Annotated in this window: 25 protein-coding genes; 21 read left to right on the top strand and 4 right to left on the bottom strand. The window is 36.4% G+C overall.

Features of this window, described 5'->3' with window-relative positions; translation table 11 throughout:
* Positions 1 to 124: 124 nt before the first annotated feature.
* Positions 125 to 2,320 carry a transglycosylase domain-containing protein gene (locus tag KTB61_RS08340; protein WP_216697263.1) on the top strand — a complete coding sequence of 732 codons (2,196 nt, stop codon included), beginning with the start codon at positions 125 to 127 and terminating at the stop codon, positions 2,318 to 2,320.
* 112 nt (positions 2,321 to 2,432) lie between these two features.
* On the opposite strand, the gene KTB61_RS08335 is transcribed toward KTB61_RS08340, so the two are convergent.
* The 4 genes from KTB61_RS08335 to murC form a co-directional block, all read right to left on the bottom strand.
* Positions 2,433 to 3,596: a ribose-phosphate pyrophosphokinase gene (locus tag KTB61_RS08335; protein ID WP_216697262.1), complete on the bottom strand. Its 1,164-nt coding sequence runs from the start codon at positions 3,594 to 3,596 to the stop codon at positions 2,433 to 2,435.
* A 55-nt stretch (positions 3,597 to 3,651) separates the two neighbouring features.
* Positions 3,652 to 4,638, bottom strand: coding sequence for an ATP-binding protein (locus KTB61_RS08330; RefSeq protein ID WP_216697261.1), 987 nt, complete (start codon positions 4,636 to 4,638; stop codon positions 3,652 to 3,654).
* 3 nt (positions 4,639 to 4,641) lie between these two features.
* A complete protein-coding gene (locus tag KTB61_RS08325) occupies positions 4,642 to 5,700 on the bottom strand; it encodes a DnaD domain protein (protein WP_075759688.1) in 1,059 nt (352 codons plus the stop codon).
* 248 nt (positions 5,701 to 5,948) lie between these two features.
* Positions 5,949 to 7,334: a UDP-N-acetylmuramate--L-alanine ligase gene (gene murC / locus KTB61_RS08320; RefSeq protein ID WP_216697260.1), complete on the bottom strand. Its 1,386-nt coding sequence runs from the start codon at positions 7,332 to 7,334 to the stop codon at positions 5,949 to 5,951.
* 313 nt (positions 7,335 to 7,647) lie between these two features.
* Between murC and spoVG the strand changes: the two genes are divergently transcribed.
* The 20 genes from spoVG to KTB61_RS08220 all read left to right on the top strand — a co-directional run bounded on the left by spoVG (position 7,648) and on the right by KTB61_RS08220 (position 26,159).
* Positions 7,648 to 7,935, top strand: a complete 288-nt coding sequence (gene spoVG, locus KTB61_RS08315) for a septation regulator SpoVG (RefSeq protein ID WP_075759686.1) — start codon at positions 7,648 to 7,650, stop codon at positions 7,933 to 7,935.
* A 160-nt stretch (positions 7,936 to 8,095) separates the two neighbouring features.
* The gene (locus KTB61_RS08310) at positions 8,096 to 8,284 is read left to right on the top strand and encodes a DUF951 domain-containing protein (protein ID WP_075759685.1); all 189 of its coding nucleotides are present in this window, start codon (positions 8,096 to 8,098) and stop codon (positions 8,282 to 8,284) included.
* A gap of 100 nt (positions 8,285 to 8,384) precedes the next feature.
* A complete protein-coding gene (gene rpsF / locus KTB61_RS08305; protein WP_075759684.1) occupies positions 8,385 to 8,672 on the top strand; it encodes a 30S ribosomal protein S6 in 288 nt (95 codons plus the stop codon).
* 20 nt (positions 8,673 to 8,692) lie between these two features.
* On the top strand, positions 8,693 to 9,136 hold the full coding sequence (locus tag KTB61_RS08300) for a single-stranded DNA-binding protein (protein ID WP_216697259.1): 444 nt from the start codon (positions 8,693 to 8,695) through the stop codon (positions 9,134 to 9,136).
* A gap of 16 nt (positions 9,137 to 9,152) precedes the next feature.
* Positions 9,153 to 9,407: a 30S ribosomal protein S18 gene (gene rpsR, locus KTB61_RS08295; RefSeq protein WP_008392249.1), complete on the top strand. Its 255-nt coding sequence runs from the start codon at positions 9,153 to 9,155 to the stop codon at positions 9,405 to 9,407.
* A gap of 280 nt (positions 9,408 to 9,687) precedes the next feature.
* Complete coding sequence (locus KTB61_RS08290; RefSeq protein ID WP_075759682.1) at positions 9,688 to 11,751, top strand: DHH family phosphoesterase; 2,064 nt, start codon at positions 9,688 to 9,690, stop codon at positions 11,749 to 11,751.
* 3 nt (positions 11,752 to 11,754) lie between these two features.
* Positions 11,755 to 12,198, top strand: a complete 444-nt coding sequence (rplI, locus tag KTB61_RS08285; RefSeq protein WP_075759681.1) for a 50S ribosomal protein L9 — start codon at positions 11,755 to 11,757, stop codon at positions 12,196 to 12,198.
* A gap of 12 nt (positions 12,199 to 12,210) precedes the next feature.
* A complete protein-coding gene (dnaB, locus tag KTB61_RS08280) occupies positions 12,211 to 13,551 on the top strand; it encodes a replicative DNA helicase (protein WP_075759680.1) in 1,341 nt (446 codons plus the stop codon).
* Between the two features lie 61 nt (positions 13,552 to 13,612).
* Positions 13,613 to 14,323: a ComF family protein gene (locus KTB61_RS08275; RefSeq protein WP_216697258.1), complete on the top strand. Its 711-nt coding sequence runs from the start codon at positions 13,613 to 13,615 to the stop codon at positions 14,321 to 14,323.
* Between the two features lie 88 nt (positions 14,324 to 14,411).
* Positions 14,412 to 15,452 carry an A/G-specific adenine glycosylase gene (gene mutY, locus KTB61_RS08270; protein WP_216697257.1) on the top strand — a complete coding sequence of 347 codons (1,041 nt, stop codon included), beginning with the start codon at positions 14,412 to 14,414 and terminating at the stop codon, positions 15,450 to 15,452.
* Positions 15,453 to 15,512: 60 nt separating this feature from the next.
* The gene (locus KTB61_RS08265; RefSeq protein WP_075759677.1) at positions 15,513 to 16,340 is read left to right on the top strand and encodes a MetQ/NlpA family ABC transporter substrate-binding protein; all 828 of its coding nucleotides are present in this window, start codon (positions 15,513 to 15,515) and stop codon (positions 16,338 to 16,340) included.
* Between the two features lie 48 nt (positions 16,341 to 16,388).
* Positions 16,389 to 17,156: a basic amino acid ABC transporter substrate-binding protein gene (locus tag KTB61_RS08260; protein ID WP_216697256.1), complete on the top strand. Its 768-nt coding sequence runs from the start codon at positions 16,389 to 16,391 to the stop codon at positions 17,154 to 17,156.
* 35 nt (positions 17,157 to 17,191) lie between these two features.
* A complete protein-coding gene (locus KTB61_RS08255) occupies positions 17,192 to 17,878 on the top strand; it encodes an amino acid ABC transporter permease (protein WP_075759675.1) in 687 nt (228 codons plus the stop codon).
* Positions 17,865 to 18,587 carry an amino acid ABC transporter ATP-binding protein gene (locus KTB61_RS08250; protein WP_075759674.1) on the top strand — a complete coding sequence of 241 codons (723 nt, stop codon included), beginning with the start codon at positions 17,865 to 17,867 and terminating at the stop codon, positions 18,585 to 18,587. The genes KTB61_RS08255 and KTB61_RS08250 overlap by 14 nt, the downstream gene beginning before the upstream one ends.
* A gap of 220 nt (positions 18,588 to 18,807) precedes the next feature.
* Positions 18,808 to 19,296, top strand: coding sequence for an RNA polymerase sigma factor (locus tag KTB61_RS08245; protein WP_230973678.1), 489 nt, complete (start codon positions 18,808 to 18,810; stop codon positions 19,294 to 19,296).
* A complete protein-coding gene (locus KTB61_RS08240; RefSeq protein ID WP_216697255.1) occupies positions 19,293 to 20,366 on the top strand; it encodes a hypothetical protein in 1,074 nt (357 codons plus the stop codon). Before KTB61_RS08245 ends, KTB61_RS08240 begins: the two co-directional genes overlap by 4 nt.
* Complete coding sequence (locus KTB61_RS08235) at positions 20,344 to 22,641, top strand: fibronectin type III domain-containing protein (RefSeq protein WP_075759672.1); 2,298 nt, start codon at positions 20,344 to 20,346, stop codon at positions 22,639 to 22,641. The genes KTB61_RS08240 and KTB61_RS08235 overlap by 23 nt, the downstream gene beginning before the upstream one ends.
* 175 nt (positions 22,642 to 22,816) lie before the next feature.
* The gene (locus KTB61_RS08230) at positions 22,817 to 23,134 is read left to right on the top strand and encodes a hypothetical protein (protein ID WP_216697254.1); all 318 of its coding nucleotides are present in this window, start codon (positions 22,817 to 22,819) and stop codon (positions 23,132 to 23,134) included.
* Positions 23,134 to 24,213, top strand: a complete 1,080-nt coding sequence (locus KTB61_RS08225) for a V-type ATPase subunit (RefSeq protein ID WP_075760559.1) — start codon at positions 23,134 to 23,136, stop codon at positions 24,211 to 24,213. The genes KTB61_RS08230 and KTB61_RS08225 overlap by 1 nt, the downstream gene beginning before the upstream one ends.
* Entirely contained in the window at positions 24,210 to 26,159 is a 1,950-nt protein-coding gene (locus tag KTB61_RS08220) for a V-type ATP synthase subunit I (protein WP_216697253.1), read from the top strand. The genes KTB61_RS08225 and KTB61_RS08220 overlap by 4 nt, the downstream gene beginning before the upstream one ends.
* Positions 26,160 to 26,167 lie beyond the last annotated feature (8 nt).

Genomic DNA, 26,167 nt, shown 5'->3' with positions numbered 1-26,167 from the left:
AACGAACTATGTCGAAGTAAAAATTTGGGCAAGCTTATATTTTATGATATAATAGGCACAAAGTGTAATTTTTATGATTGCATTTGAGATATGTAAAGAAAAGCAAACGAAAGGTGAAAGGAATATGGCTGAAGAAACAAAGGAAACAAAAAAGGTTATTCCCGGCAAAGAGAAAAAAGTTAAAAAGAAGAAGAAAAAAAGAAAAATTCTTTTGAAAATTTCTATTGTCTTTTTGTTTTTAGTAGTAATAGGCTGGTTTACTTTTGGAATGAAAGTTTTAAAGCTTCGTAGTGAAGCTAAACAACTTGTTGCAGATGCCACCGAAGAAACTTTCAAGGCTTCGCAGACAAGTATTGTTTACGATACCAATGGAAAACAGTTAACAAAATTTCGGGGAGAGAAGGATGCATATTATCTGAAGTATAAAGATCTTCCGGTATATGCAGTTGCTTCTATGATTTCAGTTGAGGACAGAAATTTTTATAAGCATAACGGAGTAGATTATAAGGGTATTTTAAGAGCTGCAGTATCATTCGTTGCAAAGAAAGGAACTGTAACTCAGGGAGGAAGTACCATTACTCAGCAGCTTGCCAGAACAGTATTTCTAAATCGTGAGATTTCCTGGCAGCGAAAAGTTAAAGAAATGTTTGTGGCAGTGGAATTGGAAAAAAAATATACGAAAGATCAGATTATAGAGTTTTATCTTAACAACGTATATTTTGCCAATGGGTATTATGGAATTCAGGCAGCAAGTAAAGGATATTTTAATAAAGATGCCAAAGATCTGACTATGTCTGAGGCTGCATTCCTGTGTGCGATTCCTAATGCACCAACTATGTATGATCCTTTGCTCCATAAAGAAAAGACCATGACCAGACGAAATAAGATTCTGAAAGATATGTATGGACAGAAGCTCATCCGAAAGGATCAGTATGATGAGGCCATGGCAGAAGAAGTTGTTATAAAACAAGCCAAAAAAACCGAGAAAAAGAATTATATTGAAACATATGTCATTCATTGTGCAACCAAAGAGATTATGAAACAAAAAGGGTTTGAGTTTAAAAGTACTTTTGATTCAGATTCTGAAAAGGATAAGTACCAGGATGATTATGAAAAGATGTATGCTGAATGTAAGCGTACACTTTATAGCGCAGGTTACCATATTTATACTTCTATTGATCCGGATGTGCAAGATCAGCTTCAAAAAAGCGTGGACAATGCTTTAAGCGGATATACAGAAAAAGATAAAAATGGAATCTATAAAGCTCAGGCTTCAGGAACATGTATTGATAATGATACAGGTAAAGTTGTGGCTATTGTTGGTGGAAGACACCAGAAAAATATCGGATATACTTTGAACAGAGCATACCAGAGTCCAAGACAGCCAGGAAGTTCCATTAAACCGCTGCTTGTATTTGCACCGGCACTGGAAAGAGGATGGACACCGGGATCCATTGTTAATGATAATCCGATGAAGACTACAGACGAGCACAGAGTCAGAAACTCAGGAGGTTCTTATTCTGGACAGATTACATTAAGAAGAGCTGTTCAGAAATCAAGTAACGTAGTTTCCATGAGATTGTATGAACAGATTGGACCAAAAACAGCATTGCGTTATCTGGAAAAAATGAATTTTAAATATCTGACAGAGGAAGATTATAAATACTATACAACTTGTATTGGTGGTTTTACAAAAGGAACGACTTCTGAAGAAATGGCTGCAGGTTATGCAACATTACAAAATGATGGAGTATATCGTGAGCCAACATGTATTACTAAAATTACTACGTCTGACGGAGAAGAAGTTATGTCTTCATCTGGAAAGAAAAAGACGGTATATTCAAGTACAGCTGCAAGTTATATGACAGATGTATTGCAGAGTGTTGTAAAATCAGGTACTGGTGTAGGTGCTAAAGTGCCAAATGTTGATACTGCAGGTAAAACAGGTACAACAACAAGCAATCGTGATGGATGGTTTTGTGGTTACACACCATATTATACGACTGCTATTTGGGTAGGTCGTGATGATAATAAGATTATGCCAGCTTTAAGTGGAGGTTCTTATCCAAAATCTATCTGGAGTAATTTTATGAATGCTATTCATTCTGAGTTCTCAACAGAGAAACGTCTGGAAGGATATAATTCTGTGGATGAACAGCCGGCATCAACAGCTAAAACAAATGGAACAACAGCTGCTTCCACGGCCAGAAGTGAAACAACTACGCAGGCAACTCAGGAACAGTCAACAGAAGCGCCAACAACAGCTGCTTCCACAGCGGCATCAACAACAGCTGCTCAGTCAACGGAGCAGCAGGAATAAAGACTGTAATATAAAAAAACAGGCTCATTAAAATGAGTCTGTTTTTTATTTCATTAGAAAAAACTTGTCCGCTTGATTCTATTATTAAAAGAATCAAGCGGACAAAATATAATTAATGTTTAAATAAATATTCTTTGATACGTTCTGTTGGATCAAGAAGACCACTAATAGATGCTCCATGATTTAATGTATCAATTAAAAGAGCAACATACTTGCTTACATCAGCAGATGCATACCAGTCTCTGCTTAATAATTCAGGGGTCTGATAAGTTAAGTTTGTTGTAATAACTTTTTCGATAATACCGTCTTCAATTGCCTGATCAAAAACAGAAAGTCCATTTGTAAAGAGACCAAAAGTTGATAAACAGAAAACACGTCTTGCATGTCTGCGTTTCAGTTCTTTGGCTACATCAATCATGCTTTCTCCAGAAGAAATCATGTCGTCAATAACGACAGCATCTTTTCCGTCTAAAGAATCACCTAAAAATTCATGCGCTACAATAGGATTACGTCCATTTACAATTGTTGAATAGTCACGGCGTTTGTAGAACATCCCTACATCAACACCGATAACGTTTGCCAGATAAATTGCTCTCTGCATAGCTCCCTCATCAGGGCTGATAATCATCAGCTGATCTTTATCGAAGCATACATCATCACATTGCTCTGCCAGAGATTTTACAAACTGGTAAGTTGGTTTTACATTATCAAAGCCTGAAATAGGAATTGCATTCTGTACACGTGGATCATGAGCGTCAAATGTAATGATATTATCAACTCCTAAAGCAACCAGTTCCTGAAGCATATATGCACAGTCGAGAGATTCTCTGGTACTTCTTTTGTGCTGACGACCTTCATATAAGAAAGGCATAATAACATTGACACTTTTAGCTTTTGCAGCAGCAGCACTGATAATACGTTTTAAATCAGAATAATGATCATCTGGAGACATATGGTTTGTATGTCCGCTTAATGAATATGTGATACTGTAATTTAATACGTCTACAATAATGTAGAGATCCATGCCTCGAACAGATTCGTGAATCAGTCCTTTAGCTTCCCCGGATCCAAATCTTGGACATGATGTTTCCAGAAGGTAGGTGTCTCTTAAATAACCATCACAGGCAACAGAATCTTTAAAAGTATCGTTTGTTTCTGTACGCCATTTGATGATGTAGTTGTCTATTGCTTTTCCAAGGGCTTCACATCCTTCAAGAGCAATAATTCCTAATTTTCCATCAGGAATCTTAGTAAAGTTGCGATCAGATCTTCTCATGATAAATCTCCTTCGTATAATAGTTCTATAAATTGTTTATATCATTACAGACGGGTTACGTCAAGTTTGATTTCCGAAAACGAATGTCATCTCCATATATTTTGTGCCAGGAATAATGTTCGATTATTCTTGAAAAAATACGTTCAGAGTAGGCATTACGAAATTCTTCCAGTGAAAGATTGGTAGAAATAATAGTTGATTTCTCTTGAATCAGTCGTTCATTTAAACATTGAAATAACTGCGAAACAACAAACTTGTTGATCATTTCAGTACCCAGGTCATCGATGATCAGAAGGTCACATTGAAAGATCAAATCAAGGGATAATTTTGTGCTTTGATTGCTGCCCTTTTGAAATGTCTGCCCGGCCAGAAAATCAAAAAGCCCGAAAGAAGTAATGTACATACAGGTATATCCTTTGTCCATAATCTCTTTAGCAATACAGTGACTCAGAAAGGTTTTTCCGACACCTGTTGAGCCCTGAAACAGGATATTTTCATGATTAGGAAATCGTGAAATAAATCTATGGCAGTGCTGCAGGACTTTTCGAATATTCGCTCTTGGGCTTGGAAGTCCTTTTGGTGTCATCTGATCAGAATAATAATCCTCACGAAAAGTATTGAAATTTTCTCTTTCAAGGATTTTCTCCATGTTGGAATTTGAATATAGTAACTGAATCAGAGCCTGCTGAAAACAGTGACAGCGTTCCTGTCCGATATAACCGGTATCTTTACAATGTTTACAATGGTAAACTGGTTCAAGGTAATCTGCAGGATACCCATTCTCTGAAAGAAGTTTCTGTTTCTCGGCTAAAAGGATAGCATTTCTGTTTTTGTATTCTTCACGAACAGATGGCTGATCCGTAATAATCAATTTTTTACCTAGAGAAATAGAGTTATGGGCAATTTCCTGTTCCAGTTCACGGACTCTTGGAATCTTGTTATATATTTCTTTTTTTCGTTGTTCATGAATATGAAAATTGGAAAGGCGGCGATCTTCATAGAGCCGGTTGATTTCCTGATATTCATTTTTGGATAGTGGCATGTATTATCTCTCCCTGACTTCATCTGAAAATTGCTTTTGGAGAAGCTGTTCTTCTAATGCATTAAAATCATAATCTCTCTGTTGAAAATTATGTACCGGCTGATTGTTACTTACAAAAGTTTTAGGTGTTTTCTGATGTTGATAAAAGTTTTTTGCCTGTTCCAGACTTGTTATATTATTATCTTTCCAATGTTTTAAAATAGTATCCGCATATGGAAAACTTGGTTTATTAATGGCATTGATAGTCCGATTGCAGGCTTCGAGAATCAGAGACAAATCAAAGCCTTCTGTTTCCAACCATCGTTTCATATACTGTTCCTGGATAGGAGCAGGATTCTGGTTCAGTCCGAAAGCCCGCATGATAGAATAATATTCTTTTTTAAAATTCTTGCTGTGAGCTTTTGCTTCATCAACTGTAGTAATATTCTCTTCATACCAGTTAATTGCAACAGACTGCATATACCGGAAGCTTTTCTTTCCGTTAGAAACACAGTGTTCAACAAGATATTCAATTAATTCACATGACATGGATAAATCTTCATATAAATATAATAGTGTATTCATATCATTACAGGTAAGAGGTTTTCCTAAAAACATTTCGCTAACATATAAAAGGTAAGAAAAGCGTTCATCTTCACTTTTTCTTTTTAATTCTGCAGGAGATAGAGTCTTCATGGCAGGAATAGCGGCAGTTCCCTGTGATTCCAAACTTGAGGCAGATTCTTTTTTAGGAGAAGCAGCCTGTGAGTCGGCAGGGAGTTTTGTTTTGCCTGATACAGGAAGAAGTTCAATATAACTGATTTCACCCTGCTCAAGTTCCATACGAAGAAGAGATTCTTTCTCCCAGTATTTTAATGCACGGGTCACATCGCGTTCTGTCAGTTCCAAAACATCAGCCAGACAAGGAATGCTGAAATTGGCTCCATCAGAAACCATACGAAGCAGATAAATGTATACTTTGATATACTCTCCGTTGGCACGAATCATATAGTTATCAACAAAAGCATTTGGAAGAAGTGTTCCTCCCGTCGGATATGTAGTTGTGACTTTTATGTAATTCATCGCATTGTTCCCCTTTAATTTTCTGATATAAACTGACTATAACTCAGAACGAAAAAAAAGTAAATAGGACGAGAATCCACATTAATTTTGTGGAAAAACCTGTGGATAATGTGGATAATGTGGATAATAAAATACAAAACACGGAAGTAAGCCATTTACATCGATTTTATTAATGTGGAAAACAAAAAAAGAAATCCACAGAATTATTTTCACACAAATGTGTATAATCCTGTGGATAATGTGGATAACTATTTATTGATGAGAGAATCCCCGATAGAATCGACGTTTCCGGCCCCCATAGTTATCAACAGATCATTTTTTTTACAATTTTTTAAAATAAATTTTTCAATATCTTCAAAGTCTTTTATATAGTGAACATCAACATCATATGCAGCCATTTTATCAACAATGTCTTTAGAACTTACAAGACCTGTGTCTTTTTCCCGGGCTGCATATATATCAGTGATGATAACATGATCGCTTAAGCTGAGTGCCTCGGCAAACTCGTCCAGAAATGCATGGGTCCTGGTATAAGTATGCGGCTGGAAAATACACCATAGTTCTTCGTGAGGATAATTTTTACAAGCATTAAGTGTTGCCTTGATTTCTGTTGGGTGATGTGCATAATCATCTACGATGGTAAAATCATTGCAGGTACCTTTCAGTTCAAAACGACGTTTGGCACCGGAGAAGCTCAGGAGACCTTTTTTAACAGCATCCATGGAGAGATTCAGACGGTCTGCAACAGCGATGGCAGCAAGAGCATTTCGTACATTGTGTTCTCCGTTTACATTTAACTGGATGTGATCGATATACTGGCCTTTTTTATAATAGTCAAAGCCGGCATGTCCGAAAGCATCATAGGTGATATTTTTGGCAGTAAATGTGTCAGTGTCATTATCAATTCCGAAAGTTGCATATTCTGCAGAAAGACCTTCTACAATGTAAGGAATGTTGTCAATCTGTCCGTTTAGTACCAGATATCCGTAATCAGGCAGCTTATGAGCAAACTCACGGAAAGAATGACGTATATCGTCAATGTCTTTGAAGAAATCCATATGATCTTCTTCTATATTAAGTATAATACTGATTTTTGGAAAGAATTCTAAAAAGCTGTTTGTATATTCACAGGCTTCTGTGATAAACATATCGGAATGTCCTACACGGATATTACCTCCAATTGCATCAAGTATTCCTCCTACACTAATTGTTGGATCTGTATCACCTGCCAGCAGGATGTGGGAAAGCATAGATGTAGTGGTTGTTTTTCCGTGAGTTCCGGAAACTGCAATAGCATTTTGATAATTATGCATCAGCTGTCCTAGCAGTGTTGCACGTTTCATAACAGGTATTCCTTTGGAAATTGCAGCTTTGTATTCTTCGTTGGTTTCAAAATTTATGGCAGCAGTATATACAACCAGATCAATATCGGAAGTAATATTATCAGCAGTCTGCTGAAAGAAAATCTTAGCACCTTTTGCTTCCAGACGATCGGTAATAGGTGAAGAGTGAATATCGGATCCGGAAATGGTAAATCCTTCTTTGAGAAGAATTTCTGCAAGTCCACTCATACTGATGCCTCCGATTCCCATAAAATGAATATGAATTGGTTGATTAAAATCTATTTGATACATGTTTAATGGGTCCTTTCTAAAAATATAATAAAAAAAGTTTTTTTGTTTTCCTTATTATAAGGCAGGTTATGTAATCTTGCAAGAGCAGCAGATAGAATATGACATGAGTATTTTTAAAATAAGAATATTTAAAAAATATAGTAAAAATTAATAATAAAAAAGAAAATAATTCTAATAATTTGTTCACATCTACCCATGAAAATGATATAATGATAATTAGCATTTAGCGACCATTGTCAAGGAAGAAGTCATAAATGATGGTCCGGAGAGCGAATTTCAGCTATATTTTATATGAAACTAGGAGGAAGACAACATGCAAATTACAGATGTACGTATTAGAAAAGTAGCCAAAGAAGGTAAGATGAAGGCTGTAGTGTCCATTACCATTGATAATGAATTTGTTGTTCATGATATTAAGGTTATCGAAGGTGAGAAAGGATTATTTATCGCAATGCCAAGTCGTAAGGCTGCAGATGGGGAATATCGTGATATTGCTCATCCGATTAATTCCGATACAAGAAATATGATTCAGACACTGATCTTAGAACAGTATGAAGCAATGAAACTTGGGGATATTGACGCCACAGCACCGGAAATATAATTTAAAAAGAGACTTCTTCTTAAAAACAACAGTAAAAAAAATCGGGATTTTTCCCGATTTTTTTTACTTCCGGCAGATTTATAAGATAAAAAATATTATGAGACGTAGACGAACGAAAGCTGTTTTGATATGATGAAGGCAAAGTAAAGGAGGTTTAGGAATGGAATTTCATGTTGGAGATGTTATTAAATTAAAAAAAGCGCATCCATGTGGAAGTAACCAATGGGAAATACTCCGGGTTGGGATGGATTTTCGACTTCGATGTCAGGGATGTGACAGACAGGTCATGGTGCCAAGAAAGCTGGTAGAGAAAAATTTCAGAGGATTTATAAAAAATGCTTGCGAATAGGCGGATTTTATGATATCATATTTTCTCGTGGTATATAAAAATATCCTTGCTCTTTTCAGTGTAGTTAAGAGCCAATAGACCAAAAGGAGGTGCAAAAGCAATGATGAAATACGAATTAGCATTAGTTTTAAGTGCAAAGATCGAAGACGAAGAACGTGCAGCTTTAGTTGAAAAAGCTCAGGCAATGATTACTACAGCAGGTGCTACGATCACTAACGTCGATGAATGGGGTAAGAAACAGTTAGCTTACGAAATTCAGAAGATGAGAGAAGCATACTACTATTTCATCCAATTCGAAGGAGAAACAACAGTTCCAGCTGAACTGGAAGAAAAGCTTCGTATTGAGGAATCTGTATTACGTTTCTTATGCGTTAAACAGGATGCATAATTGACAGGAGGGATCCGAATATGAATAAAGTAGTATTAATGGGAAGACTGACAAGGGATCCTGATGTGAGATATACACAGGGAGACAGACCTTTGGCAGTTGCCAGATATACACTAGCAGTAAATCGTAGATTTAAGAGAGACAATGAACCAGATGCAGATTTTATTAACTGCGTGGCATTCGGACGAGCAGGTGAGTTTGCAGAAAAGTATCTGAAACAGGGTACAAAGATTGTTGTTTCTGGAAGAATTCAGACTGGCAGCTATACTAATAAAGACGGAATGAAAGTATATACAACAGATGTTGTAATAGAAGAACAGGATTTTGCAGAAAGCAAAGCCGCTGCAGCACAGAATATGGCAGCAAGTGCTCCACAGCCAAGTATGCCTCAGCCAAGTGCAGCATCCAGCGATGGATTTATGAATATTCCGGACGGTTTAGAGGAAGAACTGCCGTTTAGTTAAATAGGAGGTAGAAATCATGGCTTATACAAAAGGCGATTCTCCAATGAGAAGAAGAGGCGGACGTAGAAGAAGAAAAGTATGTGCTTTCTGTACAGAAGCTGACGCTGTAATTGATTATAAAGATGTTGCAACATTAAAGAAATATGTTTCTGAAAGAGGTAAAATCTTACCTAGACGTATCACAGGAACATGTGCAAAACATCAGAGAGCTGTTACAGGTGCTATTAAGAGAGCTAGACATTTAGCTTTAATGCCATATACAGCTGAATAATTCAGTTAACTGGATAGAGGAAAGAAGGGTCATCGTATGATGGCCCGTTTTTTTATTACATAGGAAATTCAAAGAAATTTCCTATGTAATAAAAAATGCTCCGAGAGGATGTGCAAAGGAAAGCTCTTTTACACTGTAAATTGAGAAAGTTTATCTGACAAAATACTGGCTAATTGCTGTACAAAAAGTGTTAGGGGAGTTATAATGAAAGATAATTGCATAATATCATTGGGATGAAATTGGATAAAATAAGTCTTTTAAAGTTAGGCAGGAGAAGGGCATGGACATTATTAAAAAAACAAGAATTGACCAGTATCTGCAGGGACCCATTAAACTGACGCTGTTGCTGATACCGGTGGATATTCTGTTCATTCTTTTAGATTTTAGATGTGGATTGATACTGGGTGCATTTATACTGGTGTGCCTGGCAATACATTCATTAGGCTATAGCCATAATAAGAATGAGATCGTTAAGGAATGTATGGAGTTTGTGTTTGAACAGGGACAGATTCAGAATCATTTGATTCATGATCTGCCGATACCATACGCATTACTTGATGGAAAAGGTAATATTATGTGGTCAAATATGGCATTTAACAAAATTTGTGGAGATCGCAAGGGAGAGTGTCTGTCACATGTATTTCCAAATCTGAATAAGAAGCTGCTTCCGTCAGATGTTAATCATATGATCTCATATATTGATTATGTGAAAAAAGAAGATGAAAAAGAAGAGACGTATTTCTATAAAGTGGAGATGAATAGAATTCGAATTGATGATTTTTCAGAAGAGAATGAGGTAAATTATTCTAAACAGATGCTTCGTGAGAATTCTCTTATAGCAGTATATTTCTTTGATCAGACAATGTTAAAAAAATACAGAGAACAAAGTGAAAACCAGAGAATGGTAATTGGTTTAATCAACATAGATAATTATGATGAGCTTATGGATGATATAGATGAAGTGAAACGTTCTATGCTGATTGCCGTTGCAGATAGAAAAATCAGTAAATTTATCCAGAATGTATCCGGTATTATCAGACGTACCGAAAAAGATAAATATTTTGTTGTGTTTGAGCAGAAATATCTGGAAAAGATCAAGAAAAATAAGTTTTCGATTTTAGATGAAATTAAGACGATTAATCTTGGAAATTCCATGCATATGACTTTGAGTATCAGTTTTGGAATTAATGGAAATACCTATCAGGAAAGTTATGAATATGCCTGTGCAGGCATGGATCTGGCTCTGGGCCGAGGTGGAGATCAAGCAGTTATTAAAGATGGAGAAGACATTTCTTATTATGGCGGCAATAGCGAGATTGTAGAACGAAATACCCGCGTGAAAGCAAGAGTGAAGGCTCATGCATTAAAAGAACTTTTGGAATCTAAGGAAAATGTTGTCATTATGGCTCACAAAATTCCGGATCCGGATGCCATGGGAGCAGCCATAGGATTGTATCGTCTCGGATTATCTTTAGGAAGAAAAGCGCATATTGTAATGAATGAAGTCACCATATCCGTTCGTCCGGTTATAGAGGCACTTCAGAATAGTGGCCAGTATGATGATGATATGTTTATAGATAATGATACTGCCATTGAGATTACAGATGAAAATACACTTTTAATTGTAGTAGATGTAAATCATTCCAATTATACAGAATGTGAACAGCTATTGCATCAGACAAAAACCGTAGTTATTCTTGATCATCATCGAAAGAATAAGGATATCATAAAAAATCCGGTGTTATCTTACATTGAACCGTATGCATCATCTACTTGTGAAATGGTTGCAGAAATACTTCAATATGTTGATACCAAACCAAAACTGGAGCCTATGGAGGCTAATGCAATGTATTTTGGTATACTTGTAGATACGGATAATTTTGTAAACAAGACAGGAGTCAGAACTTTCGAGGCAGCAGCATATCTGAAACGAAGTGGTGCGGATCTTACTTTGGTAAGAAAGATGTCCAGAGAAAGTATGGAGACTTATCGGATTCGTTCCAAGGCAATACGAAATGCAGATATATTATATGGAGAATTTGCTATTACGACTCTGGTGGGAATCGGAGTGGACAGTCCTACAGTTATTGGTGCTCAGGTTGCCAATGAACTTCTGGATATTGATGGAATTCAGGCATCTTTTGTACTGACAGGAATTGAAGAAAGAGTTTATGTCAGCGCAAGATCTATTGATGAAATTAATGTCCAGAGAATCATGGAACAATTTGGAGGTGGCGGGCATCTGACGGTTGCCGGTGCCCAGCTGGTAGATGTATCTCTGGAAGATGCAAAAGAAATTATAACGGAAACATTAAAATACATGAAACAAAAAGGAGATATATAAGTTATGAAGGTTATTCTTTTAGAAGACGTAAAATCTGTTGGAAAAAAAGATGAGATAGTAGAAGTGAATAATGGTTATGCAAGAAATGTGCTGTTTAGAAAAGGTCTTGCAATCGAAGCAACAAAAAAAGCTTTGAATGATTTAAAATTAAAAAAAGCCAATGATGATAAACTGGCAGCAGAAGCACTGGAAGCAGCAAAGGTGCTGGCAAAAGAAATAGAAGGAAAACAGCTGGTGCTGAAAATGAAAGTTGGACAGGGCGGAAGAACATTTGGATCCGTTTCCACAAAAGAAATTGCAGCAGAAGCCAAAAAACAGCTGGGATTTGATCTGGATAAAAAGAAAATGCATTGTGAACCAATTAAGAATCTTGGATTCCATGATGTAGTTATAAAAGTACATCCAAAAGTATCAGCAACTTTGAGAGTAAAAGTAGAAGAAGCATAAAAAGGAGTCCTTATGGATGAGGCGTTTGTAAAAAAAATACAGCCCCATAGTGTAGAGGCAGAACAGTCTGTTATTGGTGCAATGATCATGGATCGAGATGCCATAGCAGATGTGATTGATATTGTAGATCAGGAAGATTTTTATCAGAAACAAAACGGAATTCTTTTTGAGGCAATGGTAGAATTATATAAAGAAGGAAAGCCGGTAGATCTGGTTACCTTACAAAATAAGTTGAAGGGAAAAGATGTACCGGAATCAATGAAGAGCATGGAATTTATCAGGGATCTCCTGGAGACAGTTCCTACTTCTGCCAATGCAAAACAGTATGCAAGAATCGTAAAAGAAAAATCAACTCTTCGGAAATTGATTAAAGTCAGTGAAGAAATCACAACAGAATGTTATCTTGGAAAAGAAGATGTGTCGGTTATTCTTGACAATACAGAGAAAAATGTATTTGGACTGCTGCAGCAGGCCAGTGGAAGAGAAGACTTTGTCCCGATTGATAAAGTAGTATTAAATACATTGGATGCCATTGAAGAAGCGGCCAGTTCAGAAGGACGAGTTACCGGAATAGCAACAGGATTTACGGATCTGGATTATAAGCTGTCTGGTCTGCATCCATCAGAATTAATCATTGTAGCCGCCCGTCCTGCCATGGGGAAAACAGCATTTGTTTTAAATATTGCACAAAGAGCAGCTGTCAGAGATCATATTCCAACGGCAATATTCAGCCTGGAAATGTCAAAGGAACAGCTAGTTACCCGTATGATGGCTATGGAAGCTATGGTAGACTCGCAATCTATTCGTACCGGTGATCTTCAGGAGACTGATTGGGAAAAAATTATGGAGAGTGCCGGAACTATCGGACGCTCACCGCTGATCATCGATGATACACCGGGTATTACAATTTCTGAGCTGCGTTCAAAATGCAGAAGATATAAACAGACACATGGTCTGGAACTGATCATTATCGATTATCTGCAGTTGATGTCCGGCGGAAAACGTTCAGAGTCCAGACAGCAGGAAATTTCGGAAATTTCCCGTTCGTTAAAAGCATTGGCAAGAGAGATGAATGCACCGGTTATTGCACTTTCTCAGCTTAGTCGTCGTGTAGAAGAGAGAAAACCTGCAAAACCAATGTTATCTGATTTAAGAGAATCCGGTTCCATTGAACAGGATGCCGATGTTGTAATGTTTATATATCGAGATGAATATTACAATGAAGACTCTGAAAAGAAAGGGATTGCAGAGATTATCGTTGATAAACAGCGTAATGGTTCTACCGGAAGTGTGGAACTGGTATGGCTGGGACAATATACTAAATTTGGAAACAAAGAAAGAGCACCTCATTAATCAGTTTAGTGAGGTGTTTTCTGTTTCGTAGGAAAGATTCTGTTCTGAAGGAGGCATGTCTATGTTATCATTTCTGTTCCCGCCTGTATGTCCTTTGTGTGGTAAGACTATTTTAGAAAAAGGACAGAGGGTATGTGATTTATGCAGCAAAGAGAAAATATTTATTACGGGACCGGTTTGTTATTCCTGCGGAAAACCGTTAAAGGGACCTGAAAGTGAATATTGTGATGACTGTAAAAAATATCCGAAAAATTTTAATGGATCTATTGGTCTGTGTATTTATAAAGACCCTGTCAGGAAATCCCTGGCAGCTATAAAATATAAAAACAAAAGAATATTTGCACGATATTATTTAGAAGAGATAAGAAAGAGAAAGATAAGAGAATTAAAAGCTTTGCATGCAGATGTGGTGGTACCAGTTCCTCTTTACTATAGAAAGAAGAGACAAAGAGGTTTTAATCAGGCGGAAATTTTTGCAGAAGGAATTGGGAAAATGCTGGGATGTCCGGTAGAAAAAAATATAGTAAAAAGAAGAATCAATACGAAACCTCAAAAGATTCTTGATCCTGAAAGCAGAAAGAAAAATCTTATGGAAGCTTTTACAGGGAACAGAGAGGCGTATAGAAAGGCAGGGTGTCCTAAAAAAATCCTGGTGGTAGATGATATTTATACAACAGGTGCTACAGCTCAAGGTGTAACTGCAGCATTAAAGACACTGGGGGTAAAAGAAGTATATATTTTCTGTATTGCTATCGGGGAGGGAAACTCGTAAAGACAGAAGGAAAATCTTTCATTATGGTATTTAGGCAAATCATCTGCTATAATGGCTTAAAATAAAAGTCATTAAGAAAGGACCTGAAATGGAAAAGCGATATGATTTAAGCGAAGCATTATTAAATTGGTATGATTATAATAAACGACTGCTTCCGTGGAGAGAGAATAAAGATCCCTATAGAATATGGATTTCTGAGATTATGCTTCAGCAGACAAGAGTTGAAGCGGTAAAACCATATTTCGATCGTTTTATGGAGGAAATCCCAACGGTAGAAGACCTGGCAAAAATAGATGATGATCGACTGATGAAATTATGGGAAGGGCTTGGATACTATAATCGTGCCAGAAATTTAAAAAAGGCTGCTCAGACAATAGTGGAAGAATATGATGGAAAACTGCCGGCAGATTTTGAAAAACTGTTATCTTTAAAAGGGATTGGTTTGTATACTGCAGGTGCTATAGGTTCCATTGCATTTGATCTTCAGGTGCCTGCGGTGGATGGAAATGTTCTTAGAGTTCTTGCAAGATTGTGGGGAGATGACTCTGATATTTTAAAGGAAAAGACCAAAAAGGAAATGGGAAAAAGAATCCTTGAATATATACCAGAAGATAGACCGGGTGATTTCAATCAGGCGTTAATTGAACTGGGAGCAACGGTCTGTATACCTAACGGAGAACCTGATTGCCAGAATTGTCCGTGGGATACGGTATGTAAAGCATATAAGGAAGATATGATTGATTGTCTTCCGGTGAGAAAGCCTAAAAAAGCAAGAAAGATAGAATATAAAACAGTGTTTCTATTGGAAACAGAGGATCAGATTGCCTTAAATAAACGAGAAGAAAAAGGGCTGTTAGCCGGATTATGGGAATTTCCTAATCTTCCAGGAAGAATGGATGAGGAAGATCTTCGAAAACAAATGGAAAGCTGGCATATAACACATGGAAAGATTTCTATGGCAGGTAAAGGAAAACATATCTTTAGTCATATAGAATGGCATATGGAAGGAGTCCGGATAACTTTAAAACAGCCTGTTTCTGTAGAAAAATTCTGCTGGGTACCCAAAAAAGAACTAAAAACTGTCTATGCACTGCCTTCAGCATTTGAAATCTTTCGAAAACTATTGTAAAATATTGAGTATATGTATAAACTGTTAATAAAGTTAAAACAGACGAAAGAAGGAGAGAGTATGAAGTTAAAAAAAGTTTTAGCAGTCGTTCTTTCTGCAGCAGTATGTCTGGGCGCCCTGACCGGATGTGGCGGAAAAGACGAAAGTAAAGAAGACTCAAAAAAAATAGTTATCGGAGCAAGTCCTTCTCCTCATGCAGATATCTTAAAAGTAGCTGCTAAGGAATTGAAAAAAGATGGATATGAACTGGAAATTAAAGAATATTCAGACTATGTACAGCCTAATACGGCACTGGATTCTGGAGATCTTGATGCAAACTATTTCCAGCATAAACCTTATATGGATAATTTCAATGAGGAAAAAGGAACAAAGCTGGTTGCAGCAGCTACCATTCATTATGAGCCATTTGGAATTTTCCCTGGCAAGACAAAGAGCTTAAAAGATCTGAAGAATGGTGCGACAGTGGTTGTGCCAAATGATACAACAAATGAAGCAAGAGCATTGTTGCTTCTGGAATCAGAAGGCTTTATTAAATTAAAGAAAGATGCAGGATTGACAGCGACAAAGAAAGATATTGTTGAAAATTCGAAAAATCTTGACATTAAGGAAATTGAAGCAGCTCAGATTCCACGTTCTTTAAAGGACGTTGATATTGCCGTTGTAAATGGAAACTATGCTATTGAAGCAGGCTTAAAAGTTGATAAAGATGCACTGGCAGTAGAAGATGCAGATTCCATTGGGGCAAAAACATATGGAAATGTCATTGCAGTCCGCAAAGGAGACGAGGAAAAAGATTCTATTAAGGCATTGATCAAAGCATTAAAGAGCGATGCAGTAAAAGAATATATTAATGAACATTTTGATGGTGCAGTTGTACCGTTGTTCTAATTAAATTGTACTATAATAAATTACACAATAAAAAAGGAGATTATCATTATGAAAAAGATTTTAACAGTTGCATTAGCAGGTGTTCTGGCAGCTTCTATGATGTTTACAGGATGCTCAAAGAAAGAAGAGGCAAAATCAGAAGGGGAAATTCCTAAGACAATCGTTGTAGGAACAAATGCAGAATTCCCTCCTTTTGAATATGTAAATGACGATAAAGAAATTGACGGTTTTGATATGGCAGTTATGAAAGAAATCGGAAAGAGACTTGACTGCAAAGTAAAAATCAAAAACATGGAATTCAAATCGCTGATCGGTGCTATGGAATCTAAGAATCTGGATGTTATCGCAGCAGGTATGACAGTAACAGATGAAAGAAAAGAAGCAGTAGATTTTACAGATTCTTACTATACATCTAATCAGTACATTATTGTAAAAGAAGATAGCAAAGTAAAGAAAATTTCTGATCTGGATGGAAAAACTATTGCTGTTCAGGAAGGAACTACAGGAGATTTAGTAGCTTCTGGAGATTATGATTCTGTAAAAGATGCTAAAGTAAAACGTTTCAAAAAAGGTGTTGACGCTGTTATGGACCTGAAAAAAGGTGGAAGTGATGCAGTTATCATCGATGCAAATCCTGCACAGGAATTTGTAAAAGCAAACGAAGGACTTCGTCTGATCAAAGATCAGTCTTCTAAAGAATATTATGCATTTGCAATTCAGAAGGGAAACAAGAAATTACAGAAAGCAATCAACAAAGAATTAGAAGCAATGAAAAAAGATGGTACTTTTGATAAATTAATCAAAAAATACATTTAGATTTGCCTTAGAAAGTAGAAAGGGCGTTTAGCAGTATGGACCAATTTGCAGCAGATTTTTATAAAGTATTCATAAAGGCAAACCGTTACGAGATGTTCCTGGATGGTTTAAAAGTAACTATTGGTGTTTCGATTGCTGCGGTTATTCTGGGAGTTCTTCTTGGAATGATTCTGGCAATTATGAAAATGACAGAAGTGAGAAAAGGAAGAAAAACTTTGTTTTCTGTTATTGCTAATATTTACATCGACATCATTCGTGGAACACCAACTGTTGTGCAGTTGCTGATTATTTATTTCCTTGTGTTCCAGACACAGATGGGAATTGTAGCAGGTATCGTGACATTTGGTATTAACAGTTCTGCTTATGTGGCAGAGATTATTCGTGCTGGGATTATGGCCGTTGATAATGGACAGATGGAAGCAGGTCGCTCTTTGGGATTGTCCTATGGGCAGACCATGAGAGATATCATTCTTCCACAGGCTATTAAAAATATTATTCCTGCACTGGGTAATGAATTTATCGTACTTATAAAGGAAACCGCAATCTTAGGATATGTTTCCATTCAGGATTTAACAAAAGCATCTGATTTTGTTATGTCAAGAACATATACATTGTTTATGCCACTGATTGGCTGTGCGGTTATCTATTATGTTTTAGTCAAACTTTTGACATTTGGATTAAATGCAGTAGAAAGGAGGCTGAGACAAAGTGATATCCGTTAAAGATTTGCATAAGAGTTTTGGAGAACTGGAAGTATTAAAAGGTATTGACTGTCATATTGAAAAAGGAGAATGTGTCTGTGTTATTGGACCATCTGGCTCAGGAAAAAGTACATTTCTCAGATGTTTGAATCTGTTGGAGCAGCCTACAAAAGGTGAAATTGTCATTGGAGAAACAAATCTGATGGATCAGAATCTTAATGTGGATCAGCTGAGAAAAGGTGTGGGAATGGTATTCCAGCATTTTAATCTGTTTCCGCACATGACGATTCTTGATAATGTTACACTTGCACCGATTCGTCATAAGATGATGAGTGAAGAAGAAGCAAAAGTAAAGGCTATGGAATTGCTGGAGCGAGTAGGTATTGCAGACAAAGCAGACAATTATCCGGTACAATTATCAGGAGGACAGAAACAGCGAGTAGCAATTGCAAGATCTCTTGCATTATCACCAGAAGTTATGCTGTTTGATGAGCCGACTTCTGCACTGGATCCTGAGATGGTAGGAGAAGTTCTGGAAGTAATGAAACAACTGGCTCAGGAAGGAATGACCATGGTAGTTGTAACCCATGAAATGGGATTTGCCAGAGAAGTGGCTGACCGTGTATTTTTCATGGATGAAGGAATCATTATGGAAGAGGGAACTCCAGAAGATATCTTTGACCATGCAAAAGAAGAAAGAACAAAAACATTTTTAAGTAAAGTGTTATAAAAGATTAAAAAAAGAGGCTTTGTCCAAAACGGCTTCCGCGCTGCGCTTGTGCAGATTGTTTTTGGACGAAGGCTCTTTTTTGGTATAAAGATGTAGTTACATGGATTAAAAAAATAGGGATATAAATAATTTATTTCTTTTTGAGATATTTCTCTTTTTTCAATTGTATTTTTAGTAGATAAGATTTCATGAAAGAATAAACAGGGGAATACTTGCAGGTATGATGAAAGTTAAAGAATATACGGAAGATGAGATTAGCCGTATCGTAGAAGTCTATACCCCAACTCTAATTCGTCTGGCATTTACTTATACGAAAAGTGTGCCAGATGCAGAAGATGTGGTACAGGAGGTTATGATTCGGCTGATTACAAAAAAGCCATGGTTTGAGAATGAAAACCATGAAAAGGCGTGGCTGATCCGGGTAACGATCAATACGTCCATTAATTATATAAAGGCAGTGAAAAGGAGAAAAACAGAACCTTTATCATATGATATTCCGGATTTTACAAAAGAAGAAGGAGATCTTCTGGAGAAAATAGAGGAATTGCCTGAAAAATACAGGGCAGTGTTGTTTTTGTATTATTATGAAGGATATGCCATTAAAGAAATCAGTACTATTCTTAAGAAACCGGTTTCTACAGTAACGACCTGGTTATCCAGGGCAAGGAAGAAACTGAAGTTGCAGCTGGAAAAGGAGGGAGATAAATGAAACAGTTAAAAAATGAATATTGTAACATATTATCTCGCATTCAGCCGGAAAAAGATTTCCAGCAAAAACTAGTAGAAAATTTGACAAATATTCAGAAAGAAGAGAAAAGACCTGAGACAGAAGTACATCGCAAAATCGTAAAACAACAGATAATGCGTGCGGCTGTTTTTGCAATGTTGTTTTTTAGTATTATTTTCATAGGAGTCAAGACACCGGTTTCTGCAGCAATTTACAGCGTATATCAAAGATTTTTTATGACTGTTCCAGAAAAATATGAGATAAATGCTTCCAGGTATGATATTTCAATTGAGCAGGAAGCAGTAACAAAAAGCGGGGGAAAGATTTGGATTGAAGATGCAGTTTTAACTGATAAAGGCATAAATCTGCGTTATATAGTAAAATCAAAAGGAACAGCCACAGAGATATATCCGGGAGATGTACTGTTAAAAACAAAAAAAGGTACAGAAATTTCATTACGACAGGCAGCATATATGCCGGTTTCTTCTGAAAAGCAGGCAGAGGAATATTACATATCCTATGAAACAGAGAATACCGGTCAGTTGAAGAAATTGCTAAAAGAAGATGTCATATGTAACCTGGAACTTTTAGAAGAAAAAGGTCAGAAGAGGGTGACAGAAGACAGTATAAGTGTTACATTTAAACCAGATAGAATTTACCAGCAGAAAACATTGAATTTGAATTACAAGTGGATACAGGGTCCCGAGAAAGAGGAATATTGTATTTCTAAAATAACGCTGGATGTCTGGTATATGAAAGTAGATTATAGGTGGAAAGCAGAAGATCCTAAGGAGTTTATGACTTTTGAATTATCAGATGAAAATGGAAGAGAGTATGTCACTCTGGATGCCCAGCTTCAGGAAGAAAATCAGGGAAAATTTAAGGGAACGGTTTATTATGAGCTGACAGATTCGGATACGGATCAAATGGTATTTAGTCCTGTAAAAATACAGGAACAGTCAGATGGAAGTCAAAAGGAAACAAAGGTATCTGGTGACAGTATTAAAGTGGAGAAGGGAGAGATTATAGGTGAAAACAAAAAGGATAATTAGCCTGGTTTTAACAGCTGTTTTAGTGATTTGTCTCTCTGTTACTACATTGGCAGATACCGGGTATGATGATACTGCTCCGGTGTTAAAAAGTTTTCGAATTTTGAATCCTGATGAGGTGAATGCAAAAAGAGGAGAAGGATTTGATATTGAATTAAACCTGGTAGAGGAGGGAACTGGTGTAACAGAGGTTCAGATATTTTTTGAAAATGAAGCAGGACAGGGATTTACAGCCGAGTATGGATTTGGAAGAGAACCTATATTCACTGGAACAAGAAAAGTACATGTTGTAGTTACCGAAAATAATGAGAAAATAAAACCGGGAACCTACAAAGTAAGAGGCATTTTATTAGCTGATGGAAATGAGAATTTCTTGTCTATAGATTCCTCGTTGGATCCGTCAGCTTATCCAGAGGTATGGAAAAACAGTACAAAAACGGTAAAAGTTACCAAGACAAATTATGACCCAGACAGAGATATTACACCTCCTGAATTACATAAATTCTCCATAAGGAATCCGGAGAATATAGATATCCGTAAAGGGATGTATATGGATTTTGAAATTACCGAAAAGGGCAGTGGTCTGGCAAGTATCGGAATATGTTATGAATCAGAAGATGGTGGTCCAAATACGGCAGAATATTATTCTGTAAAAAATGGTGAAACAAAAAATATTAAATTTAATTTAAAATCTTTGAACAATGGAAGAAATCATTTAACAGCAATTGTTTTAGCAGATCATAATGAAAATGAAAGATTTTATTTTACATCAGAGGAACCGTGGAATCAGTATTGTTCCTCTTTTACTGTCACAAATGCACCATCTGCTCCTACATTGGAGGAAATACATATTAACTCATCAAAGATCTTGACTCCAGGTGTGTTATCTTTGGATATAAAAATAGGTGGAGATCCTAATGGTGCCAGTGTTCAGGTAACACTGGAAAATGAAAAAGGACAGCAGAAAACTCTTTCATGGAATCATGAGCAGATACTGAAACCTGGAATGAACAGAATCAAGCTGCCAATCAGTCCGTTTTTTGGTGTTGGGAAATGGCATGTGGAGAGTGTACTGCTGGTTGGAAAATCCGGTAAAATGACCGCATATTATAAAGACAATTCATATGGCGGAGCCAATCGGCTATTGAATGATGTATCAGGTTTTGAAGATAAAGAAATTGAAATTTCCAGTTCCTATCAGATTACCTATTACGGAAGTGTAGGAAACCCTAAAACAGCAGTAGAAAAAATGAAGGCTATGAAAGAGGGACAGACTGCAGTTTTGGACTGCAGGTATAGTAAGTGGGCAAAAAAGGCGCTTTTTGAGGCTATTGCAGGTCAGAATAAAACTCTGGTTTTTGAGGATGAGGATGTTCAATGGGTTTTCAATGGAAAGAACATTAAAAAGTCTGCATGTAAAGATATTGATCTGACATCTGAGATTAAAAAAGTTTCAGGGGCTAAATATGGATTTGCGGATGATTCTTATATTTTATATATGTGTTATGCCGACAATGGGAAGCTGCCGGGAAAAGTTGAAATGAGGGTAAATTATGAGTATTTATTCGAAAAATATGGTGAAAGTGGTCAAAAACTGCTTTTAAGCTACTATGACGACGGAGAAATAGAAAATATGGGAAGTAATGCGAAAGTGGCAAAGGATTATTACGCAGAATATAATATTACCCATAATTCCACATATTTACTATCAGAACATAAACCTCGACTGGCTGCACCATCAAAATTCCAGGCAAAATCCTACAAGGATAAACAAATTTATCTAAAATGGAACAGAGTTGGAGGAGCAACAGGATATCGTGTCTACAAAAGCAGTTCAAGAAATGGAACCTATCGGTATATCGGAAAAACAAGTAGTAATAGTAAAACAACCTATATTGATCGTAATACAAGAGCAGGGAAAACATATTACTATCGGGTAAAAGCCAGTGAAACATCTAAAAAAATACCGGCAGCTTATAGTCAGAAAGTATCCTGTAAAGCTGTTCCGGGAAAAGTATATAAAGTTAAAACAAAAAAGTATTATAAGAGCATTAAAATAACATGGCAAAAAGTCTCTCTTACCAGCGGCTATCAGGTTTATATGTCTGTGAATAGATCAAATAGTTTTAAGAAAAAGAAAACAACTTCTGGTACAGCTTATACAACGGGAAAATTAAAAACCGGAAATACATATTATTTTAAAGTCAGAAGTTATAAAAAAATTGGCGGCCGAAGATATTATGGACCATATAGTACTGTCATGAAGAAAACAATTTAAAAAAATCAGCAAAGAGGCGGTGAAATCCTAAAGATTTGACTGCCTCTTTTTTTGTGTATTGTATACGGTAAAAAATCATAAAATAAGTACAAAGAATAACGGAAAGACTGGTAAAGAATAAGGAAGAGGGATACAATAAAGACTATAGAAAAATTGTCAGAAAGGAGGCTTTGTTATGAGTGTTATTGCTAAACAACTGGCTGACATTGAAATGACGGCTCGTGCTATTGTTGAGAATGCGGAGGATAATAAACATGAGCTGGAGCATGAAATGCAGGAAAAGAGAGATCAGTTTGATCATGATCTTGAAGAGGAAACAAAGAAGAAGCTGGAGGCAATTCGATCGGAATTACAACAAAATATAGATAATCTTTTGGAGAAGCAAAGAAAACAAAATGAGAGGGAAATAGAATTTCTGAAAAAGGATTTTGAAAAGAATCATCAGAAGTATGCAAAGGAGATTTTATTAAAAATTATTGAGGTATCATTATGATAGGAAGTGTTATGGCATATAGTGGAATCGTAACCAAAATTCATGCCATGCGTGCCAGATTGCTTAAACCTGATGATTATGAAACCATTGCATCAATGCAAACGGTAACAGATATTATTCATTATCTGCAGCATACCAAATCCTATGGCCCGTTAATTGATCAGATGGATGAATCTCTTTATCATCGGGGGAATATTGAAAAAATTCTGATTCAGTCATTGTACAACGATTATACAAGTCTGTACCGGTTTTCTAATATGAAACAGAAAGAATTTTTAAAGATATTTATGAAGAGGTATGAAGCAGATCTGATAAGATATTGTTTTCGCATTGTGTTTAATCATTACGATGTACCATTTGATCTGGATTATAAAAAACCGTTTTTTAATAAATATTCAGATATCAGTATTGATAGATTGATTACTTCAAAAGATATCAGTGGTTTGGTGGATAATCTAAGAGGAACGGAATATTATGAGCCATTGGCAAAGATCCGGGACACTGGGGCAGAAACATTATTTGATTATGATCTTGCTTTGGATTTATATTATTTTTCAAATATGTGGAAAACCAGAAAGCATGCATGGAGCAAAAGTGATGAAGCGATACTGAAAAAAGATCTTGGTATTAAAATAGATTTACTGAATCTGCAATGGATTTACAGAGCAAAAAAATATTATCATATGACACCGCCGGATATTTATACATTAATGATTCCCATACAATATAGGCTGCCGGAGGAGCAGTTTAAGGCATTGGTAGAGGCTCCTTCAGTTGGTGAGTTTTTCCGGATATTAAATCAGACATTTTATGGAAGAAACTATCAGTTTAATGAAGAATATAATGTTGAGAAGGTTGTTGATCAATGTCTAAAGCATATTTTTGTAACGGCTTTCCGGAATCATCCATATTCGCTGGCAAGTCTGCAAGGATATTTATTTTTGAAAGAAGAAGAAATTAACAAGATAACAACGGCTCTGGAATGTATTCGATATGGGCTGTCAGAAAGAGAGACTCTTAAATATATTTCAGATCCGGACACCCTAGATTCCAGACAGCAGGGAGGTAGTACGGAATGATTGTAAAAATGAAATTCCTAAGCATTTCCGGCCCAAGGACAGATATTGACCGGGTGAGTAATGAATATTTATCGAAATATGAAATACAGCTGGAAAATGCAATCACTGAATTAAAAACAACGGATAATCTGATGCCTTTTATGGAACTGAATCCTTACAAAGAACCATTATCAAAGGCAGAACAATATGCCGGAAAGCTGAAAAATAAGGATATACCAGCGGACACATCGCTTTCTTCGGAAGAGATGATTACACTGATAAGGAATTTAAATCATGATTATCTGGAGTTAAAAGAACAGGAAGAGAGGTTAAAGAAAGAAAAAGATGGTATTCTTGAAAAACTGCATATTTTTGAGCCGTTTAAGGCGTTAGAACTGAATGTTGCAGAAGTCTTGAATTACCATTACCTGAAAGTTCGATTTGGACGAATCGGTCTGGATCATTATTACAAAATGGAGAAATATCTGTTTGATGACCTTAATGCCGTTTTTATAGAAAGCAGTAGAGATGAGAATTATGTTTATGGATGTTATTTTGCAGCTCATCTGGAAATGGGAAAGGTTGACTCTGTTTTTAAATCGCTGCATTTTCAATTAATAAATATACCGGATGACAATGAGGGTATACCATCAGTAATTTGCCGGAATATGGAAGAGCAGATAGAACTTCTGGATCAGCAGATTTATGCTGTTCAGAAAAAAATCGGAGAATATCTTTCCAGTCATGCAGCCAGAATTCTGGGTGCAAAAGAGAAATTAGCGGAGTTGTCCACTAATTTTGATGTGCGGAAAATGGCAGCACGAATGGAAAATGAACAGGAAGATTATTATATCTTATGCGGATGGATGAGCGAGGAGGATGTAGAGTCATTTGTTGAGGAGACAAAAAACGATGACCGGATTACCATTGTGGTAGAAGAAGGACGAGAAAAATATTTTGGAGATCCGCCTACAAAGCTTAAAAATCCAAAGTTTTTCAAACCTTTTGAAATGTTCATACGCATGTATGGACTTCCGGCACATGATGAAATGGATCCAACCATATTTGTAGCTTTGACTTATACATTTATTTTTGGAGCAATGTTTGGAGATGTAGGCCAGGGGTTATGTCTGTTTTGTGGAGGAGGACTTTTGTATCTGACGAAAAAAATTAATCTGGCGGGAATTATTTCTGTTGCAGGTATTTTTTCAATCTTTTTTGGTTTTATGTACGGAAGTTTCTTTGGATTTGAAGGTACCATAATAAAGCCTCTGTGGTTGTCTCCAATGAAAGCCATGACAAATCTTCCTTTTGTAGGTCAGTTAAATACGGTCTTTATTGTGGCGGTTGCTTTTGGCATGGGATTAATTTTAATGGCGATGGTCTTTCAGATTATCAATGCGAAAAAGCAGGGAGATACAGAAAATCTGCTGTTTAGTCCTAATGGACTGGCGGGACTTGTATTTTATGGATTTCTTGTGCTGACCATTGTTTTATATATGACAGGACACAGAACTCCTGGAAATATTATGATGATAATTTTCCTTGGAATACCAGTACTTTTATTTTTATTGAAGGAGCCTCTTGGGCAGAAGATAAAAGGAAAAAAAGTTAAGATTGAAAGTGGAATGGGAATGTTTCTGGTACAGGGATTTTTTGAGTTATTTGAAACTATGCTGAGTTTCTTTTCCAACACTATTTCTTTTGTTCGTATTGGAGCATTTGCTGTTAGCCATGCGGCAATGATGGAAGTTGTTTTGATGCTTGGAGGAATAACGGAAGGAGCAGAAAATCCCAACTGGATCGTTATTGTTTTAGGAAATATTCTGGTCAGCGGACTGGAGGGACTGGTTGTTGGAATCCAGGTACTGCGTCTGGAATATTATGAAATGTTCAGTCGTTTTTATAAGGGCTCAGGAAGAGAATTTAAGCCATTTAACGAAAAAACAAAAGAAAGAATCAAATAGGAGGGTGT

The sequence above is a fragment of the Anaerostipes faecalis genome (assembly GCF_018982945.1).
In the GTDB taxonomy this organism is placed as follows: Bacteria; Bacillota; Clostridia; order Lachnospirales; family Lachnospiraceae; genus Anaerostipes; species Anaerostipes faecalis.
The sequence above is the reverse complement of the archived record's forward strand: the minus strand, read 5'-3'. Positions and strand labels throughout refer to the sequence as shown.